This window comes from Streptomyces sp. NPDC024687 (assembly GCF_055559055.1).
In genome coordinates this window covers 21,584-40,838 of the sequence record NZ_JBVHLJ010000013.1, presented here as the reverse complement: position 1 = coordinate 40,838, position 19,255 = coordinate 21,584, and the positions used below count along the sequence as shown (strand labels likewise).

At 69.2% G+C, this 19,255-nt stretch carries 12 protein-coding genes and 1 pseudogene; 5 read left to right on the top strand and 8 right to left on the bottom strand.

All coding sequences use genetic code 11. From position 1 onward, the window contains the following. Positions 1–21 precede the first annotated feature (21 nt). A complete protein-coding gene (locus tag ACZ39I_RS36640) occupies positions 22–7,560 on the bottom strand; it encodes an SDR family NAD(P)-dependent oxidoreductase (RefSeq protein WP_467249348.1) in 7,539 nt (2,512 codons plus the stop codon). Between the two features lie 494 nt (positions 7,561–8,054). On the opposite strand from ACZ39I_RS36640, the gene ACZ39I_RS36635 reads away from it, so the two are divergent. Together ACZ39I_RS36635 and ACZ39I_RS36630 are read left to right on the top strand one after the other, a co-directional pair. After that, the gene (locus ACZ39I_RS36635) at positions 8,055–9,455 is read left to right on the top strand and encodes a hypothetical protein (protein WP_467249346.1); all 1,401 of its coding nucleotides are present in this window, start codon (positions 8,055–8,057) and stop codon (positions 9,453–9,455) included. Between the two features lie 218 nt (positions 9,456–9,673). Further along, positions 9,674–11,530 (top strand): ABC transporter ATP-binding protein, encoded by a 1,857-nt coding sequence (locus ACZ39I_RS36630; protein WP_467249345.1) that lies wholly within the window; start codon positions 9,674–9,676, stop codon positions 11,528–11,530. A gap of 217 nt (positions 11,531–11,747) precedes the next feature. On the opposite strand, the gene ACZ39I_RS36625 is transcribed toward ACZ39I_RS36630, so the two are convergent. Together ACZ39I_RS36625 and ACZ39I_RS36620 are read right to left on the bottom strand one after the other, a co-directional pair. Continuing rightward, on the bottom strand, positions 11,748–11,957 hold the full coding sequence (locus ACZ39I_RS36625; protein ID WP_467249343.1) for a hypothetical protein: 210 nt from the start codon (positions 11,955–11,957) through the stop codon (positions 11,748–11,750). A gap of 463 nt (positions 11,958–12,420) precedes the next feature. Further along, a pseudogene (locus ACZ39I_RS36620) lies at positions 12,421–12,690 on the bottom strand (transposase); the annotation flags it as partial. 82 nt (positions 12,691–12,772) lie between these two features. Here ACZ39I_RS36620 and ACZ39I_RS36615 point away from each other — a divergent pair. Further along, positions 12,773–13,833, top strand: a protein-coding gene (locus ACZ39I_RS36615; RefSeq protein WP_467249341.1) for an IS630 family transposase whose coding sequence is annotated in 2 segments (ribosomal slippage) — positions 12,773–13,216 and positions 13,219–13,833 — 1,059 coding nt in all. Because the reading frame shifts where the segments join, the coding sequence is not laid out codon by codon here. 29 nt (positions 13,834–13,862) lie between these two features. Here ACZ39I_RS36615 and ACZ39I_RS36610 read toward each other — a convergent pair. From ACZ39I_RS36610 to ACZ39I_RS36600, 3 genes are read right to left on the bottom strand one after another with little or no spacing between them, the layout of a single operon-like run. Further along, the gene (locus ACZ39I_RS36610) at positions 13,863–15,065 is read right to left on the bottom strand and encodes an alpha/beta hydrolase family protein (protein WP_467249339.1); all 1,203 of its coding nucleotides are present in this window, start codon (positions 15,063–15,065) and stop codon (positions 13,863–13,865) included. Beyond that, positions 15,062–15,901: an NmrA family NAD(P)-binding protein gene (locus tag ACZ39I_RS36605; protein ID WP_467249337.1), complete on the bottom strand. Its 840-nt coding sequence runs from the start codon at positions 15,899–15,901 to the stop codon at positions 15,062–15,064. The genes ACZ39I_RS36610 and ACZ39I_RS36605 overlap by 4 nt, the downstream gene beginning before the upstream one ends. Beyond that, positions 15,898–16,323, bottom strand: a complete 426-nt coding sequence (locus ACZ39I_RS36600; protein WP_467249335.1) for a nuclear transport factor 2 family protein — start codon at positions 16,321–16,323, stop codon at positions 15,898–15,900. The genes ACZ39I_RS36605 and ACZ39I_RS36600 overlap by 4 nt, the downstream gene beginning before the upstream one ends. Before the next feature lie 86 nt (positions 16,324–16,409). Here ACZ39I_RS36600 and ACZ39I_RS36595 point away from each other — a divergent pair, with 86 nt between their 5' ends. Further along, a complete protein-coding gene (locus ACZ39I_RS36595; RefSeq protein WP_306972138.1) occupies positions 16,410–17,021 on the top strand; it encodes a TetR/AcrR family transcriptional regulator in 612 nt (203 codons plus the stop codon). Between the two features lie 76 nt (positions 17,022–17,097). Here ACZ39I_RS36595 and ACZ39I_RS36590 read toward each other — a convergent pair whose 3' ends face one another. Continuing rightward, on the bottom strand, positions 17,098–17,400 hold the full coding sequence (locus ACZ39I_RS36590; protein ID WP_467249333.1) for a hypothetical protein: 303 nt from the start codon (positions 17,398–17,400) through the stop codon (positions 17,098–17,100). Between the two features lie 195 nt (positions 17,401–17,595). Further along, on the bottom strand, positions 17,596–18,534 hold the full coding sequence (locus ACZ39I_RS36585) for an NADP-dependent oxidoreductase (protein ID WP_467249331.1): 939 nt from the start codon (positions 18,532–18,534) through the stop codon (positions 17,596–17,598). Between the two features lie 103 nt (positions 18,535–18,637). On the opposite strand from ACZ39I_RS36585, the gene ACZ39I_RS36580 reads away from it, so the two are divergent. Continuing rightward, positions 18,638–19,204 (top strand): TetR/AcrR family transcriptional regulator, encoded by a 567-nt coding sequence (locus tag ACZ39I_RS36580; protein WP_467249329.1) that lies wholly within the window; start codon positions 18,638–18,640, stop codon positions 19,202–19,204. Positions 19,205–19,255 lie beyond the last annotated feature (51 nt).

Below are 19,255 nucleotides of genomic sequence, written 5' to 3'. Positions count from 1 at the left end.
CAGGTGTACGGGTCGGTGAGATCAGGGAGTGGGAGTGCTCAGTGCGGGCCCGGCGGGGTGCGGCACGGGCAGAGCCGGCGCGGTTGAACTGGGCGTGGCCGGCGCCGGGACGGTGGGGGTCTGGTGGCCGAGGCGGATCAGGGCGCGGCGGGCCAGGTCGGTGATGCCCTGGGCGTTGAGGAATTCCAGGGTCGGCAGTTCGCAGCCCAGGCGGCGGCGTGCGGCGACGACGGCTTCGACGGCCATCAGGGAGTCCAGGCCGAGCTGGTCCAGGCGGCGGTCGCGGTCGAGGCGGGCGGGGTCGGTCTGCAGGATCTCGGCCAATACCTGGGTGATGGCGTCGGCCGCCAGGGTGAGTGCTTCGTCGGGGGTGGCGGTGGCGAGGCGGTGGCGTAGCTGGTCGGGTCCGTCGTCCTGGGGGGTGTGGAGGGGGATGAGACCGGCGAGGCGGGGGGTCTGCACGGCCGGCATCATGCTGCGGATGCGGGCCCAGTCGATCCTGGCGGCGGCGGTGACGTCGGTGTCCTGGGCGAGGGCGTCCGTGAGGGCGGTGCAGGCCTCGGCGGGGGTGAGGTTGTCCAGGCCGAGGCGGGCGAGCATGTCGGTGATGCCGTGGCGGGCGGCGTAACCGGTGTCGCCGACAGCGCCCCAGGCCATGGTCGTGCCGGGCAGGCCGGCGGCGCGCCGGGCGCGGGTGAGTGCTTCGAGGTAGGCATTGGCGGCGGTGTAGTTGGCCTGGTAGGCATTGCCGAACCAGGCGGTGACCGACGAACAGGTCGCGAACAGGTGGAGGTCGCCCTCGCGGGTGAGCGCGTCCAGGGTGGCCGCTCCGAGCATCTTGGGCTCCAGAGCGGTGCGCAGACGTTCCTCGGTGAGTTCGGCCAGCGGCGCGTCGTCCAGGACCATCGCCGCGTGAATCACGCCACCCAGAGGGAAGGCATTGGTGTCGATGGTGGCGAGTGTCCGGCGCAGGTCCTCTTCGCTGGTGACGTCAGCTGTGTGGGCTGTGGCGGTGGCGCCGCGCTGGGCGAGCGCCTGAATGAGCTGGGAGGCGTCGGGGGTGTCGGCGCCTCGGCGGCCCAGGAGGGCGAGGTGGCGTGCGCCGTGGTCGACGAGACGGTGGGCGAGGGCTGCTCCCAGGCCGCTGAGTCCGCCGGTGACCAGGTAGGTGGCGTGTGGGGAGAGCTGCAGGGGCGGGTCGATGCGCTCCAGGGGAGGTTGCTCCTCGAAGGTGATGACGACCTTGCCGAGGTGGCGGGAGCGTTGCAGGACGCGCAGTGCCTCGCTGATCCGGGTGGCCGGGTAGGCCAGGTGCAGCAAGGGGCGGTAGGTTCCGTCCGCGATGAGCTGGGCTGTTTCGTCGAAGCAGGTCCCGGCCTGGGGCAGGCGGCCGGAGATGAGCTGGTATGCGTCCACGCCGAAGAAGGCGATGTTGTTGCTGAAGGGCCGCAGCGCCAGGGGGGTGGAGGTGTAGATGTCGCGCTTGCCGAGTTCCAGGAAGCGTCCGCCCGGGCGCAGGAGTTCCAGGGTGCGGCTGATGGCCTCTCCCGCCAGGGAGTTGAGGACGACGTCGACGCCCTGCCCGCCGGTGAGGTCGCGGACGTGCTCGGCGAAGTCCAGGGTGCGGGAGTCCAGGACGTGGCGGACGCCGAGCATGCGCAGCAGGTCGCGTTTGGCGGGGGTGCCGGCGGTGGCGATGACGTGGGCGCCGCGGGCTTGGGCGAGCTGGAGGGCGGCGAGGCCGATGCCGCCGGCTGCACCGTGGACAAGGACGGTCTCGACGGCCTGGAGACGCGCGAGGCGTTCGAGGGCGTGGTGGACGGTGAAGTAGACCACCGGCAGGGTGGCGGCTTCGGTGAATGTCATGCCGTCGGGGATGGTCCCCACGAGGCGGGCGTTGACGGTCACGTGGGAGCTGAGGCTGCGAGGGGCGAGCGCGTAGACGCGGTCGCCCGGCGCCAGGTGGGTGACGTCGGTGCCGACTGCGGTGACCGTGCCGGCGCATTCCAGGCCCAGAGCGGGCCCATCTGGCAGCGGGGTCTCCGCGCCCGGGGGCAGGAGGCCAACGGCGAGCATGACGTCGCGGTAGTTGAGGGCGGCCGCTGCGACGGCGATGGTGACCTCGTCGGCGGCGGGCTGCTGCGGCCGGTCCGGGGTCCAGGTGAGCCGGGGGCGCAGGCCGGCGTCGTGCAGGCGCAGCGTGAAGGGCGTTGAGCTGGAGGCCTCGGGTGCGGTGGTGGAAGCGGGCCGGGGAACGGTGCGCGGGACGAAGCGCCCACTGCGGGTCAGGACGACCTCGTCCTCGTCGGTGGGCTGGAGCAGTTCGGCCGCCAGGCGCTGCGCGTCGTCGGCGGGCCAGGCCCCGGCGTCCAGGGAGATACGCCGGATGGTCAGTTGGGGGATCTCGTTCGCCAGGGAGCGGGTAGCGCCCCACAGTGCTGCGTCCTCAGGAGCGCCCGGCCGTTCGGGGGCGGGGTGGATGCCGCTGGGTCGGGTAACGATCCACAGGTTGGCTGCGGCCCCGGCCGGCAGGTTGGAGCCGGTTTCGGCGAGGTCCCGCAGCACACCGAGTCGGGCGACGGCCTGGTCGCACATGTCGGCGGGGCTGTCGCCGGAATCGGCGTCGAAGACCAGGACCGTGTGCGGGGGCTGCTGTTCCCCCGCGACCTGCGCCCAGTGCCGAGGCGTCTGGTCCAGACCGGCGACGCGGACGTCGGCGCCCGCCTCGAGGAGAACGACGACGAGGTCACGCAGCAGGTCGCCGTCGGGCTTCTCCCCAGCCAGCAGCCAGCGCGCGTCCGGGGAGGCGGGCGGCGCGAGGGGGACGGGGAGGGCGGGGGAGCGGGGTGCGCGGCGGGCGCAGAGCACCGAGTACTCGAGTTCCGACAAGGCTTGGTCATGTCCGAGTTGGGCGACCTCGTCGAAGCCGCACTCGCGCAGCAGGGGTGCCCATGCCTGCCCCGGCAGCAGAGGGGAGTCCTGGCGCAACGGGGCGTCGGTGAAGTCCCAGAATCCCTCGAGGGTGCCGAAGCAGGGGGCCAGCAGACCGGGTTCGTGGGTCTCGTGGGCGAGGAGCTGTCCGCCGTCGGCAAGGAGGTGAGTGATGCGGGCGAGCGTCGCGCGCAGGTCTCGGGTGGCGTGCAGGACGTTGGTGGCGATCACCACGTCGAAGGAGCCCGCGGTGAAGCCCTGCTCTGCCGGGTCCTGGTTCAGATCCAGGCAGCGGTAGTCGACGAAGTCGAAGTCGGCGAAGCGCGCCTTGGCGGAGGGGAAGAAGCCGGCGGACAGGTCGGTGAAGGTGTAGGCGGTGCGCTCGGGCGGCAGGTGCGGCAGGAGCAGGGCGGTGCTGCTGCCGGTACCGGCACCGACCTCCAGGATGCGCAGCGGCCGGTCCTCGGGCCAGGTGCGGACCTGTTCGCGTACCAGGGCGAGCAGCAGCTGATTGTGGAAGCGGGGCTGGACGGCGTCGCTGTAGAAGTACTCGATCAGATGGCGGTCGGGTTCGTCGAAGAGCAGCGTCAGCGGATCGCGCTTGCCGCGCAGGACATCGGCCAGGTGCAGGCAGCACCGGCCGAACAGGGAGGCCTCGACCGCATGCCGGGGGAAGTCGCGTACGAGTTGCTGGAACAGCTCCAGCGCCGGAGGGCCGTCGGTGTCGGGAAGGCGCCAACGGGCAGGGCGGCCTTCTCCGGCCGGCTGGGTCGGGTGCAGCAGGCCGCGGGTGGCATGGGCGAGCAGCTCGGCCAGACGGGTGTGGCGGGGCTGCATGCCGCCTGCCACCAGATCACCGGTGTCGAACTCGCTCTGCCCTTCCGGCAGCAGCTGGGCGAACGCCTCGGCGATCAGGCGCGCACAGCACTCACGTAGACGCTGCAGTCCGGCTTTGTGCCCCTCCTCGCGCCAGGTCTCCTCCAGACGGTCGCGGTAGGGCAGACACGCCTGCGCCAAGGCGGTGGGTGAGGGCAGGAGGCTGGACAGTGCCGGGTCGGCGGTCCCTGGAGCCGCGCGCAGCACGTTGGCGAGGTGCTGCACGGGTTCGGTGGGGGTATGGCCCATGCGGCGCAGCCGGCAGCCGGTGAGCTGGAGGCAGACCTGGCCGTCTGCGTCGGAAAGGGTGATGTCCCAGCACGTTTCCTGGGGGTTGTTCTCCCGCAGGCGTACGTGGATCATTCCGCTCTGCGGCGGAGTGCGCCACAGGCGCAAGGCTTCGACGGCCACCGGCAAGAACGGCAGGTACTCGCCGTTGACGCCGGTCAGGCAACCGCCTGCCTGGAGTGCGCCGTCCAGGAGCGCCGGGTGGACGTGGTAGCCGTCGGCGGGTTCGCCCAGGGTGTAGGAGGCGAGGGCTTCCCCCTCGTGCAGCTGCAGCTCCGTCAGGACCTGGAAGGCAGGGCCGTACACGAGGCCGGCGCGCCGGGCCCGGGCGTAGTGCTCGGTGACGTCCATGCGGGTGTGCAGGCGCGAGCGCAGGGCGGCGAGGTCGACGGAGGGTGGCGCGGCGGCCAGCAGACGCCGCACGCGGGCCCGGGCGTAGGGCTGCCACGGCAGGTCGTCGCCGGTACGTGCGGCGATCGTCAGTGCCTGGTCGCCGTCGCTGAGCGAGACCTGTACGCGCACGTCGGCGGCCTCGTCATCCCAGGGCAGATCGAGAGCACGGGTGATGAGGAGATGGTTGACCTCGACGGGGGCATCGTGGACGAGGCCGCCTGCGGCGAGGGCCATCTCCAGGTAGGCGGCGGCAGGCATGACGGCGGAGCCTGCGACCTGGTGGTCGGCCAGCCACGGCAACCGGGTGGGCTCTACCAGGTTGGACCAGCAGGGCTGCTGCACGGGGACGCGTGCCCCCAGCAAGGGGTGCTGCACGGGGGTGGTCTCACCAGCTACGCGCAGCCACCACTGAGGGTCACCGTGCCATTGCCGCTCGCGCTGCCAGGGATAGGCCGGCAAGTCGGTCGTGCATCCGGGCTGCGGGAAGAAGACGTCCCACTGGATGTGAGCGCCTGCGGCCAGCACCTGGGCCGCCGCGGTGTCGACAGCGGCGGGCCCCGGCACGGCCCGGGCGCAGGTAGCCGTGACCAGCACAGGCTGTTCCAAGCCCTTGACCGCCTTACGCAAGTACGGCCGCAGGACGGGGTGAGGACCGATATCGACGAAGATGTCGAAACCGTCATCGAGCAACGTATGCAGAGCCGGTCCGAACAGTACGGGCTCGCGGACGTTGCGCCACCAGTAGTGGCCTCCGAGCTCCTCGCCCGGGCAGACGGTGCCGGTGACCGTCGAGACGAAAGGAACAGCGGTGGCGGCAGGGCGCAGCCCCTCCAGGGACGCGAGCAGGCCGTCCTGTACGGGGTCCATGGCTTGGCTGTGGAAGGCGTAGTCCAGCTCCAGCATGCGGAAGAAGACCGCGCGCAGCTCCAGGTCGGCGCCCAGGGCTTGGAGGTGTTCCTCGGGACCGCAGATGGTGACGTCCTGGTCGCCGTTGACGGCGGCGATCTCCAGAGCGCCGGCGTAGGGGGCGAGTTCCTTGGTCGCCTCCTCCGCGGACAGGCCGACTGCGGCCATGCGGCCTCGGCCGCGCGTGGCTGCCTGCGCACGGCTGCGTTCGGCCACCACCCGGGCGGCGGCAGGCAGGTCGAGAGCGCCGGCGATGTGGGCGGCGGCGATCTCGCCGACGCTGTGGCCCACAACCGCGGCCGGGCGGATGCCGCGGACCGTGAGCAGTTCCCCCAGAGCGATCTGGAAGGCGAACAGCAGCGGCTGGGCGATCTCGGTGGCCTCGATGCGCGTGGGGTCGGCGGCGGTCATCTCCTCACGCACCGACCAGCCCAGATGGGGTCGGAGCGCGTCATCGACCCGGTCGACCGCTGCCCTGAAAACGGGTTCCTCGCGCAGCAGGTCCGCTCCCATGCCCGCCCACTGGGAGCCGTTACCGCTGAAGGCGAACACCACCCGGCCCTCCGCCACCGCCTGTCCCGTGGCGGTGGCGGCCGGCAGGGGCAATGCCCCCTGGCCGACGGCCTGCAGCGCTTCGGCTGCCTGGCGGGCACCGGAAGCCAGGACCACGGCCCGATGCGGGTGCAGGGTACGACGACGTGCGGCCGTCCACGCGACGTCGTAGAACCCCTCGGGGGCCTCCTCCTGCAGCCGCTGAGCCATGCGGGCGGCCGCGGCCTCCAGTGCCTCCGGGGTGCGGGCCGAGACCACTACCGGCAGCACGTCCTTGGGGGGCTCGCTCGGGTTGTTGACGGGCACTACGGGCGCGGCGGCGAGGACGACGTGGGCGTTGGAACCCCCGAAGCCGAAGGAGTTGACGCCGACCACGGGGCGCTGCCCGGTAAGGGACCTGGCGTCGGTGCACGGATCGAGCTGCCAGCCCTCGAAGTCGATGTGAGGGCTGAGCGGCTGCGCGTGCAGGGTCGGCGGGATGCGGCGGTGACGCAGGACGAGGAGGGCTTTCACCAGTCCGGCCATGCCGGATGCGGCCTCCAGGTGACCGGTGTTGCTCTTGACCGATCCGATCGGCAGCGGCCCGATCGTGCGGCGGGTGCCCAGGGCCCGGCCGATGGCGTCGCACTCGATCGGGTCGCCCACCGGTGTTCCCGTACCGTGGGCCTCCAGATAGGACAGGTCGTCGGCGCTCACGCCGGCCTGGGCGTAGACCTGCTCCAGCAACGCTGCTTGTGCCTGGGCGCTGGGGAGTGCCAGCCCGGTGGTGCTGCCGTCGCTGTTGACGCCACTCGCCAGGATCACTCCGTGAATGCGGTCACCGTCGGCGAGCGCATCGGACAGGAGCTTGAGGGCCACGACGCCGCCGCCCTCCGCACGCACGTAGCCGTCGGCTTCAGCCGAGAAGACACGGCAGCGACCGGTCGGCGACAGCATGGAGGCGGCCGAGAAGCCGGTGAAACCGAACGGACTGAGCAGGACGCTCACTCCACCCGCCAGAGCCATACGCGCTCGGCCCGCACGCAGCGTCTCGCACGCCTGGTGCAGGGCGGTCAGGGCCGAGGAGCAGGCGGTATCCACCGCCATGCTCGGCCCGTGCCAGTCGAGCAGATGGGAGATGCGATTGGCGGCGTTGGTCGCGGCCAGACCAGCCATCGAGTACGCGTTGGGGGCATCACCGCCGGTGGACTGCAAGTCGGCGTAGTCGTGACTGGACATGCCGACGAACACTGCCGTATCCGACCCGGCGGTGGCGGTCTGGTCGATGCCGGCGTCGTCCAGGGCCTCGACCGCCATCTCCAGCAGCAGCCGGTGCTGCGGATCCATGCGCGCCGCCTCGCGCGGTGAGACCCGCTGGAAGTAGCCGTTGTCAAAACCGGTCACGTCCTGGAGGAATCCGCCCGCCGCCGTGTAGCTCTTGTTGCTCCTGCGCCGCTGGGTGTCGACGAACCGCTCGGGATCGAACCGGTCCGGCGGGACCTCACCCACCAGGTCACGTCCTCCCTCCAGCGCCGCCCACAGGTCCTGCGGCCCATCGACGCCGCCCGGCAACCGGCACGAGAGGCCCACGATCGCCACGGCGGGCCTGTCAGAGGTCGTGGGGGCCACAGACACAGAGTTCTCCCGGTGCACAAGAAAAAGGGGGCGGCAAAGACGCCTTGCAGGTGATGGCACGCGAAAAGTGCTTCCGCCGCCGGTGACGCCGTGATCTTAGGGAAAGCGACGAACAGTCCTGGCACGCGATGCGCGTGCGGGTGAACGCTAGAGGCAAATCTGCAGAATATAAGGGGTGATTTCGGCCGGTCCGGCGGCCCAGGGCAGCTGTGCCATTCACCCATGTGCGTGAAATACGTCGCGCCCCCAGGGTGCTGACGTGCAAAAACGCCGCGCGCACGTCAACGGATCGCTCGTCTATCCCCGGAAAGGGTGGCGGTAGATGGGTGTTCCTTCAGGCGCCGGTAGGGTCGCCGACGTCCCAAGCCCGTTTTCACACGCGGCCTCTTGCGCGTCCACGGCAACAAACGTGTCACCGCCGCGCTTTCGCGCGCCACGACCCAGCCGACGAAGGCCCCTTTCAAGGCGGCCGCAACGTTCCCGGAAGGTAGGCCATGAGCAGTTCACCAGTCGCCGTACCCGACGTCCAAACCGATGTCACCGCTTGCGGCTGGTGGCGTCCGTGCACGGTCCAGGTCATCGGCGAGGTGCCGGCAGAACAGCAGGCGCTGCGGTCCTTCCTCAACCATCTGGTCGCCTCCTTCGAGGTACAGGGCCACACCGTCCTGGACCGCTCCTACGGCGACGTCGACCTGATGCTCATGTGCGGGCAAATCCCCGAGGGACCGCAGCCCCTGCGCGAGAGGATCCCGGACACCTACCCGCCGCTGAGTGCCATGCTGCGCCACCAGCACGGCCTGCGCCGCAACCCCCGCCATGTCGTCGCCGTGGTCGAGGTGCCCGAACGGCTCAGTGCGCTGCCCCACGCAGACGTCGTCGCCACCGCCCGCACAGCCATGGGCCGACTCGGCGCGGCCAAGGTCCTGTTCGTGTCCCGCGGCGATGCTCCCGGTCAGGTGGCAGAGGTGACGTTCTGCAACATGGAGGGCGGTCATCCCACCGAAACCACGGACATCGCCGACCGCATGCGTGATCGGCTGGTCACCGCGGCGTGCGCCCGGCAGGTCGCTGAGGACTACGACACCGTCCGGGACGCGATCACCCCCGAGGCATGGCAGGCCAGCACCGCACCTGAGCAACTGGCGTACGCAGGCCAGCGGATGGGCAAGCTGGGACTGCTGCCGGCGCCGGTGAAGGTGTCCGACTTCGTCTCCGACCAGCTGGCCGACATGTACGAGGTCTACATGGGAATGCGGGGCTTCAGCGAAGGCATGCTGTTCGCCTTCGACCCCGATCTCAACTGCCTCGTGGTCAGCGCATCAGGTTCCTGGGACGTCGACAAGCGCAGCCTCACACGAGAACAGACCGTGGCCGTCGAGCCGCGCCTGGCCGACGGCCAACGCCTGCGCGTCCTGGCCCCCAGCGGCACGCTGCCAATGCAACCATCAGTAGAGACATGGGAGATCTGCGCACTGATGGAGGCATGCCCCACCGTCCGCGTCACGAAGGACCCGTCAGGTACCTGGGTACTGGACCCCGACGGAGAACGCGAAGTACCGCTCATCCGGGCCGGTATTCACGCCCACGTCGGCGTCGTCTCCAGCGACCACACGGTGATCGAAACCGTCGAAACGGACCGTCAGCAGTTCCCCTACGGCTTCGGCTGCGGTACCGACCTGACGGTCGAGATCGCCCGCGACACCGTCCGCCGGTCACACGCCGTCAACGATCCGGCCGACCCGCGGACGTACGTGCGCTGGCCCTTGCTGTACCACGGGGAGATGGCCGTCGAACTGTGGAAGCCCGGCCTGCCCGCCCAGCCCTTCGAAGGCTTGCTCGACCTGTACGGCACAGCAGTGCAATTCACACCCGACGATGTCCCCCAGCCGGTATGAGGGGGCCTTCCGGCTCCCTCCCCTGGACGGACCAGCAGAGAGCAGCCTGCCACCGTCGACTGTAGCCGTGCCGCGGGCTTCGATCGGTGATCGCCGCCGCCTGTGCCGGACCCGGAGCCGGCAGTACGCCTCCTCTTCCGCGACACGATGAGCAGAGCTCCGGGCTGCGGTCGATCGGCTCCTCCCTCGCCCGGTCTTCGTAATCGAGGCACCGCGATATGACCTTCCCGTCCGTCCGCTCGCGATCGTCGACCCGTTCCCTGACTCCGGACTGCGGGGCGTTTCCAGGGCTGCGCATCGGCCAGGACCTCCTGTGCGGTGATCGACTGCTGCTCGCCCTGGCAGCCGTCCTGTCCCTTGCTTCGGCCGCAGCCGGTCTGGCGGTGCCGTGGCTGGCGATGGGCGTGATGCACGCTCTCACCCGGCACCAGCCGGTCACCCCTCCCGCCGTGGGCATGAGCGTCGCTGTCCTGGGCGCGGCCGGGCTGCAGGCTCTGAGCGGGTGGTTACTGGCGGGAGTCGGCGAGCGCGCCGTGTTGCGTCTGCGGCGCCTGGCCATGGGGCATCTGCTGCGGCTTCCGCTGCGCGCGGTACGCGACGAGGGCACTGGCAGCCTCACGGCCAGGGTCACCTCAGACGCTGCGCTCCTGCGTCTGCTCATCGAGGCCGGTTTCGTCCACCTCCCGGTGGCGCTCATCGCTACGGCGGCCACGCTTACCGCCATGGTCGTCATCGACCCAGGCCTCACCATGGTCGCCGTCGGAGCTTTCGGGCTCACCGGAGCTTGCATCGCCCCAATGACGACCCGGATGAAACATCTCGCAGCCGCCCAGCAGCGCGCGCTCGGACAGCTCGCACAGAGCCTCACCGCCCACCTCGTCGCACTCGTCACCGTCAAAGCCTGCCGCTACGAGAGTGAGGCCGCACACAAACTCGGACACGCCGCAGACGCCGTTCGTTCGGCGTGTCTGCCCGCCTCCCGCTTGCAGTGCCTCATCGGCCCGGTCGTGAGTTTGGGCCAGCAAATTGCCGTGCTAGCCGTCGCATTGGCCGCAGGGCAGCAGATCACGCAAGGACAGCTGTCTCTGGCCGCCTTCAGCGGCTTCTTTCTCTATCTGCTGCACCTCACCTCGCCCCTGACAGTCGTCGCCCTAGGTATCGGCCATCTACAGGCGGGACGAACCGCACGAGGCCGCTTCCACCACCTCCTCACTTGCCCAGCGGAGGCGGAACTGGACACGACCGCAACTCCAGTCCTGCCCCTACCCCGCCCCGACGCCCATGCAGTGACCTTCCGTCGTGTCACCTTCCGCCTTCCGCAAGGCCACCCTGTCTTGCAACAAGCGAGTTTCCACGTCCCCACGAGCGGGCTCACCGCCCTCGTTGGTTCCTCTGGCACCGGAAAGTCCACGGTCCTCACTCTGATCAACCGCCTCGCACAGGCCGAGCACGGGGAGATCCGCGTCCTGGGCAGGTCCGTCAGCAACTGGCCCCTCGGCGACCTGCGTCGACGCGTCACCTACGTCGACCAACAGTCCACCCTCATCGAAGGCACCATTCGCGAGAACCTACAACTTGGTCTCGCCGAACCGCCCAGCGACGCAGACCTGCTGAACGCGTTGGAGACGGTCGGACTACGCCAAACCGTGTTGCGTCTTCCCCAAGGCCTCGACACGCCCCTGGGCCGCGTCCACGACCTGTCCGGCGGGCAACGCCAGCGCCTCGCCGTAGCCCGCGCCCTACTCACAGACAGCGACATCCTCCTCCTCGACGAGCCGAACTCCCACTTGGACACCATTAGCGAACGCCTCGTCACCCGAGCCGTGGACGACCTGGCGGCCACCCGCTGCGTTATCGTAGCCAGCCACCGGCTGCCCGCCATCCGCAGGGCCCGGCACATCATCCTGCTCACGGAGGACGGGACAGCAGTCTCCGGCAGCCACGAGCACCTTCTCACTTGCAACAGCCACTACAGAGAACTCACCACTGGGCACGCCATAGAAGCCGGCTCACCGCTTAGAACACCGCCAGTCGACTCTCCGCACGCCTCAACTCCCGGTCTCGTCGGCAATTGAGCCCTCGCAGAGTCCGACATTCTCTGTCCGAGCCGCACAAGCCTGCTCGGTTGCCTGGGTGCGTTGCGGTGCGCTCCGAGTGGGCGGTGGCGACGTAGCGCATGGCCGTCCGCTCCTTGATCGGGCAGCAGCTCAACCGCGAATCGTCGGACACCGAAGCTGACCTCGCTGAGATCCCGCCAAGCATGCCGTCTGCCTCGTCGGCGCTGGCGCGCACCTAGGCCGTGGGAATCTCGGCCAATTCAGCCAAGTGAGGCCGGGCGGGCGGCGAAGAGGCGTCCAGCAGCCGCCGGTACGCCTCCGCGCGGTCCTCATTGCTGCCCAGCCTGGGCACGCCTGTGGGCCGGTACCGTCCGATCAGAGCGCTGGCCACGCTGCCCGTGGCCTTGATGCCGGCAGCGGCCATGCCCGGCGTTATGAAGGTCATGCCCGGTTCTACCACCCGTCGGTTCCGGCGTCGGCCGGAACACCGCAGCAGCCGGACCAGGTGGGCCGTCCCGTAGGCGGTGCTGGTCAGGTTGCGCAGCAGCGTCGGGTGGTCGTGGGTATGCGGCGGCGTTTGGATGCGCCGCCTTTCTTGAACCGGATCTCGACGCTCAGACGGTGACCTCTGCTTGGCCGTGAGTTCGCTGGGGGCGTCACCCTGCCAGTGCAGCTGCCTCTGTGCCCACGGCTACGGATCTGGGCTGATCACGACTGGCCTGCAGTTCGCCTTGGGTTACAGGCTGTCGGCCCATGAGGGGACGGGGTAGGCGTGGACGTCGCCAAGTGCGAGGCGGAGTGGTCCGAGGAGGCGGTGGGCGAGGCTGGGGGAGACGTCTTCGATTGCTAGGGCCGCGGCGGCGAAGCACACGGCTTTTTGTTCGTCTGAGAGAGCATCTGATCAGTGTTCACGCGGATGCGGGTGGGATGTCCGTTTCGATTCGCCAGGTTGGTACGGATTCTCCGGTCAGTTCACGGGACATTTTGTTAGCCATGGCCCAATGGATCATCGCTCGGGATCTCTGCGGCAGGGCTTCGTAGTCCCGGGCCAGGCGGCGGTGCTGCATCAGCCAGCCGAAGGTCCGCTCGATCACCCACCGTTTCGGCAGCGGCTCGAACCCCTTGGCCCGTGGCCGCTGCACCACCTCGACATCGATGCCCAGACCGGCGCCGTGGTTGAAGATGCTGTTCTGGTACTGACCTTCAAAGCGTGGTGTCGTAGGGGCTGACGTCTCATGATCCCTGCGGTATGCCGACCGCATGAGGTGTGCGCAAGGAGGCGGACTGACCGACGAACGGCGGGCCTTCCGCGAGAAGTTGCGGTTGGAGGCGGCCGAGCGGTTCAGGCAGGGCGACGAGAACACGGTCATCGCTCACGACCTGCGGGTCAGCGTCCGGTCGGTACAGCGTTGGCGCAGAGCCTGGTCGCAGAACGGGCCCCGGGCCCTGGCCTCCAAGGGCCCGGCATCGCTGCCGCTGCTCAGCGACGAACTGTTCGCCGTGCTGGAGCGTGAGCTGGCCAAGGGCCCGGTGGCACATGGGTGGCCGGACCAGACCTGGACACTGTCACGAATCAAGACGCTGATCGGGCGCCGCTTCCACAAGAGCTACACCGTGCAAGGGGTGGCCGCCCTGCTCAAGCGGCACGGCTGGAGCTGCCAGGTCCCCGCCCGGCGGGCGATCGAGCGGGACGAGAACCTGGTGGCCGGCTGGATGAAGGAGACCTGGCCGAGCGTGGAAGGACCGTGGCGGCGCTCGACGCCTGGCTCGTCTTCGAGGACGAAGCCGGATTCTCGATGACGCCGCCGACCACCCGCACCTGGTCCCGCCGCGGCCACACTCCGGTGATCCGCGTGCGGGGCCGCTCCCGCCGCCGCTTATCGGTGGCCGCCCTGGCCTGCTACAAGGCCGGCGAACCCTCGCGGCTGATCTACCGGCCCTGCCCAGACGCCCGGCCTGACGGACGCAAGAGCTTCTCCTGGAAGGACTACCGCGACCTGATCCAGACCGCACACCAGCAGCTCGGCGGCATCGTGCTGGTCTGGGACAACCTCAACACCCACCTCACCGCCGGCATGCGCCGCTACATCGCCGACCGCGACTGGCTCACCGTCTTCCAACTGCCGCCCTACGCACCCGACCTCAACCCGGTCGAGGGCATCTGGTCCGTCCTGCGACGCACCACCGTGGCCAACCGTGCCTTCGCCGACCCCGACGACCTGATCACCACCGTCCGACGCGGCCTACGCCAGCTCCAGTACCGCCCCGACGTCCTCGACGGCTGCCTCACCGGCACCAGCCTCCGACGCCAGCAACCATGACGACATCACGCATTCAAGGTCAGTAGGCGTCAAATCGTGTCGTCGAGCCAGTCGAAGATGCGCGCCACCGCCAAGCGAAGAGCACCGGGGTGGCAGTGAGCGTCGCCACCTTCCTCCTCGGTGAAGGTCAGGATCTTCTTCGGTGCGGTGAGGTGCTGGTACAGCTTGCGCGGATCGGGCTCTTCGGTGGCGGAGTAGAACAGGTCGGCGGCTGCTTCGCATACCAGGACGGGGCAGGTGATCTTCTCGACGCTTCCGTCGTCGAAGTTGTAGCGGGCGTACTCGGCAAGGAATGCCCTGTCGGTCGAGGTCCCCGTGACGTAGCGGCCATGGTCGCAGGCCCAGCGCAGGGTCGGGCTTTGCGCACGGGCGTCGGCGATGATTTGGTCCAGTTCTCCGTCGTGCTCGGCTGCCGCGCGCCGGACCACCTCGTCGTGCGGCAGCGGGAGGTGTGCGGTCAGGGCGGAGACGGCGTCGAAGACACCGTCGAGGGCGACGACAGCTGCGAGGCGCCGCTCATAGGCTGCCGCGCGAGGCGCAAGGTAGCCGCCGAGGCTGACGCCGAGCAGCGCGATGCGGGCGGGGTCGACGCCCGGGTACTGGGTGAGGAAGTCCAGGACGGGGCCGACCACGTTCTCCCAGTCCGGTCGCAAGGTCAGCCCGTTCCGGCGGATGGCCGCGGGCTGCCCAGGGCCGTCGAAGGTCAGGACGTGGTAGCCGCGTTCCTGTCCGCCGACGGCACCGAAGAAGTGCAGCTCTTCGGCGCCGCCGTCGAATCCGTTGTGCATCACCAGCGTCGGCTTCGGGCCCTCGCCTGCCGCCCGGTAGAAGTAGCCGTGCAATACGGTGTCCTCATAGGGGATCTCAACGGGAGTGATACCTGGCATGTGGGCGATGGCATCACGGAAGCAGGCGACACCGCGCTGGTAGGCATGGTCGATGCGCGGGTCGTGGGGGTCGCCATGCAGGAAGAACTCGGCCGCCCGGTAGTAGGTGGAGGCCCGCAGTAGCCCGTCCCGCGCGCTGACGGGGTGGCATGCGCGAGCTTCTGCCTCCAGACGATTGGCGGTGGACAGCCAGGCGTCGTGCCAGCCGTCGTAGTCGCCGGAGGTGACCCGGGAGGCGGTTGCGACGACTTCACCGACGTCCGAGCCGCCGTACACGGCCAGGCCGAGATTACGCAGGGTCTCGAACCAGAACTGCTGATCGTCCTGGAACATCAGCTGCTTCATCGCATCTCCCTCTGAAGGAGGGCCCGGAAGGTGCGCGGGGGCCGACCGGTGAGGCGCTGGACGGTGTCGGTGATGCGGTCCTCCGCCCCTCCGGCGATGGCACGGTCCATGCCGGCCAGCATTGCGGCGAACTCCACCGGCACCTCCGTCGTGAGGCGATCGCGCATCTGCTCGTAGGACAGACGGCGGTGGACGACGGGCCGACCGGTGACCTCGGTGATGATCGCGGCGATGTCGTCGTAGCCGAGTGCCTCGGGTCCCGTGAGGAGGAGATCGGTGTTGGGGGCCTGCTCGTCGGTCAGAGCGCGCACGGCGACGGCCGCGATGTCCTCGGCGTCGACGAAGCCGACCCGGCCGCTTTCGGTGGCGGTCCACATGATGCCCTCGTCGCGGATGCTGCGAGCGTGCGCGTGCGTGCCGGTGAAGTTCTGCATGAACCACGAGGGCCGCAGCACCGCCCACTGTTCGAACAGATCGGGCAGGGCCTGGTGCACCGTTCCCACCGCCGGACCGCCCTCGGGGATGGCCGAGGAGCTCAGCAGCACCGCGCGATGCACGCCGGCGGTGCGGGCCTGATGGAGGAACGGCAGCATGATCGCCGCAGGGTCGGAGTCACCCAGGGGCGGTATGAGGTAGACGCGGTCGACTCCGTCGAGGGCGGCCGCGTGGGTGGCGGGGTCGTACCAGTCGAAGGGGACCGGCTCAGTGCCGGCGACCGGGGTGGCCCGGCGGCTGGCGGCTTTGACGCGGTGACCCGCGGCCGTCAGCTGTGCGGCGGTGCGGCTTCCGGTGGTGCCGGTGGCGCCGATGACCAGTGTGGTGCCGGCGGTCGTCATCGGCTGCTCCCGGTGAAGTCGGTGCCGGGCTCCTGGACGGCGAGGGGGTTCCAGTAGTCGCGGTAGGAGGTGATGTGCCCTTCTTGTGCGGTCACGACGGCGATGTAGGTCATGTCGAAGGGAGCGTCGCTCTCCACCAGGCGGCCAACCCCGCGCATCTCGACCACGATTGTCTGTGGATCGGTGGTCTGGTGGATCCGCAGGTCGGGGAAGTCGTGCAGGTCGATGTGGTCGGGGTAATGGCGCATGTAGGCAGCGATGGCCTCCTTGCCCTCCAGGCGCCGGGGCCACCCGTCGGGTGCGAAGGGGAATTCCAAGAGGCCGTCCTCGGCCCACAGGGCGACCCACGCGGGGATGTCCTTGTCGAGCAGCAGTCGCAGGCTGTGGCGGTACAGATCCGCCGGGGAGGTCGGTGCGGACATGGGTATCCTCCAGTCATAGAATACGGACCCTAGGTCCGTTTTGACGATACGGACCCCAGGTCCGTTTTGCAAATGGAAGGAGCGGCATGTCCGAACGCCAGTCGTCTCGCAAGGACGCCATCCGCAACAGGGAGGCCGTGCTCACAGCTGCCGATGCCCTCTTCACCCGCCGGGAGAGTCCCGAGGACGTCACCATGGCCGACGTCGCGGCAGCGGCCGGCGTCGGCAAAGGCACGCTCTTCCGGGCCTTCGGCGATCGCGCCGGGCTGCTCCGCGCGCTGTACGAGGCACGGCTCGAACCGATCAGGCAGGCCGTCGAAGCCGGCCCACCACCCCTGGGGCCCACGACCCCACCGCAGGATCGCGTACCCGCCCTGCTCGATGCCGTCCTCTGTTTCAAACTCGACAACCGGCGCCTCGCGCTGGCCCTAGAGGAAAGCGGGAGCGGCAGCCCGTACCAGGCGGAGCACTACGAGCGGTGGCACAGCCTGCTCCAAGCCGTACTGGAGCAGATCCCCAGCCTGACCGACAGTGACTTCACCGCCCACGCCCTGCTCGCCGCCACACGAGCCGACCTCGTCGAGCACCTGGCCGGAGAAGAGCGCATTCCGCGGGAAAGAATGCGGGCGCAGTTCGCGAACTTCGTCACCCGAGTCCTGGCGTCCGGCCCAATGCAAGGGTTGACCGCCGAGGAATGATCGAGGATCGACCGAGTCCTTGATCGGCGGGGCCTCGCCCAAACGGTCCTTTGCACAGCAAGTTCATGACGGACCCTCAGCAGCCTCCCCGCTCGACCGGTCTGACGCCGACGACGTCGTCGACCGGCGACGGACCGGTGCCGGCTCCCCCTTTTTTCGCGCGGACGTGGGAGCCGTCCACACACACTCGCGACCAGTCGAGTTCGCTGGCCGCGTCCAGCGCGGCGAGCAGAACGCGGTGCAACTGGTCGAAGACGCCGGCCTGCTGCCAGCGGTACAGACGTCGCCAGCAGGTCTGTCCCGAGCTGAATCGCAGTTCCAGCCGCAGGAGTTGCCAGGCGATGTCCTGCGGAGCACGTACAGAATGCCCTGTAGACACAGTCGATCCGCCACCGGCCGAGGGCTTGGCGACTTCTCCGGCCAGGGTGGCAGCAGCGGTTCGATCAGCGCTCACAGTCGTCGTCCACGATCCAAGGCCGAGTGTCACACCATCCCGAACGGCCGAATCGTCGCATCGGCCACGCCCGACCAGGGCACTTCCACAAGATCCTGTTACGAGCTCATGGGGCATCGCCTAACTGGTATGGGCCATGTCGAGGACGATCTTTCCCCGTCGGGGTGGTCGTGCGGCTGTCGCGTGTGCCTCTGCTGCCTGATGGGCCGGGTAGGTGTCCCGGATTGGAACATGGAAGCGGTCCGTGTCGGCGAGTGCTGTGGCTGACGTGAGTCCGTGGACGCCGTCGGGCTGGCCACCGATGCGGCCCGTGGACAGCCGAACTCCGTAGGTTGAAGCCTTGAAGTCGGCCAGGGTGACGACGCTTTCCGCAGTACCGGTCACTTCGATCAGTTCGCTCAGCGACCCGGCCCCCGCGACGTCGAGTGCCCGGTCGACCGGAGCGGCGGTCAGCGCGCGGATCCGGGCGGGCAGACTGTGCCCGTAGTCCACGGGTTCCACCCCCAGTTCCCTGAGGAACGGGTGGCTGTCGGGGCGTGCGGTGCCGATCACGCGGGCGCCGCGTGCCACCGCAAGCTGCACGGCAATGCTGCCGACGCCGCCGGCCGCACCGTCGACCAGCAGTGTCGTGTTCTCCCTGATGTCGAGCAGGTCGAGGGCGCGTGTTGCGGTCTCGATGCCGGTGCCCGCCGCGCCGGCTTCGGCCCACGTCATGCCGTGTGGTTTGTGCGTCCAGAAGTCCAGGACCGCGTACTGCGCGCTCGCACCGCCCAGCCGTGCGACGTCTACCGCGCCGAAGACCTCGTCCCCGACGGCGTAGTCCGTTACCCCGGCGCCGATCTCGTCGATCACTCCGGCGGCATCGACGCCGGGAATGTGCGGCAGGGCGAGGTTCTTACTCAGGGGAGACGAGCCGGCGCGCAGTCCGAGGTCGACGGGTGAGACGGCCGCGGTCCTGACGGCGATCCGTACCTGGTGAGGACCGGGGTGCGGCTCGGGCGCGGGGCCCAGGGTCAGGACCTCGGGCGGGCCGAACCGCTGGAACTGCACAGCAAACATGATCACCTCTCCCGCCCGGAATCTCCGGTCGCTTCGATGAGGTAAACATCTTTCCGGAGCACCTGTTCGACTTCAGGAGCAACTGAGAGGGACGCGGAGAAAAGTGACTCGGAAAGTCAGGGCCGACGCGATCGACAACCATGCACACATCGTTGCGACCGCCCGTCAGGCCATCGCCGCGGAGGGCGTGGACGTTCCCATGCGCGAGCTCGCGCGGCGTGCCGGCCTGGGCATCGCGACACTGTACCGACATTTTCCTACCCGCACGGAATTGATCAACGCGGCCCTTGCCGGGGATGTGGCGGCCTGCCGGGCTGACATGCAGGCCGCACTGGCGGAGCCGGATGCCTGGACCGCGCTCAGCGGAGTCATCCGCCAGTTCGCGGAACACCAGATCCGGGCCCCCGGCCTCAATGAGGCCCTGCTGGGCTCTCACACGGCAGGCGACGCGTTCCGCAACGACCGGCAGGCTCACGCCGCAGCACTGGAGCAACTCGTCGCCCGCGCACAGCAGCAGCGGGTCCTGCGGCGAGGGACCTCCGTCACAGACGTCCGCGTAGGCCTGATGGCGATCTCCTTGCTGCGCCCCACGCAGGCCAATCGACAGCCCAATGCAATTCGCACCCTGCTGGGTCTCCTTCTGGCAGGGCTGCACTCGCCCGATCACTGAGCTTCTTCAGCGGTGCCGCTCCAAGGTGAGAACGGCTTTGGCGATTGACGT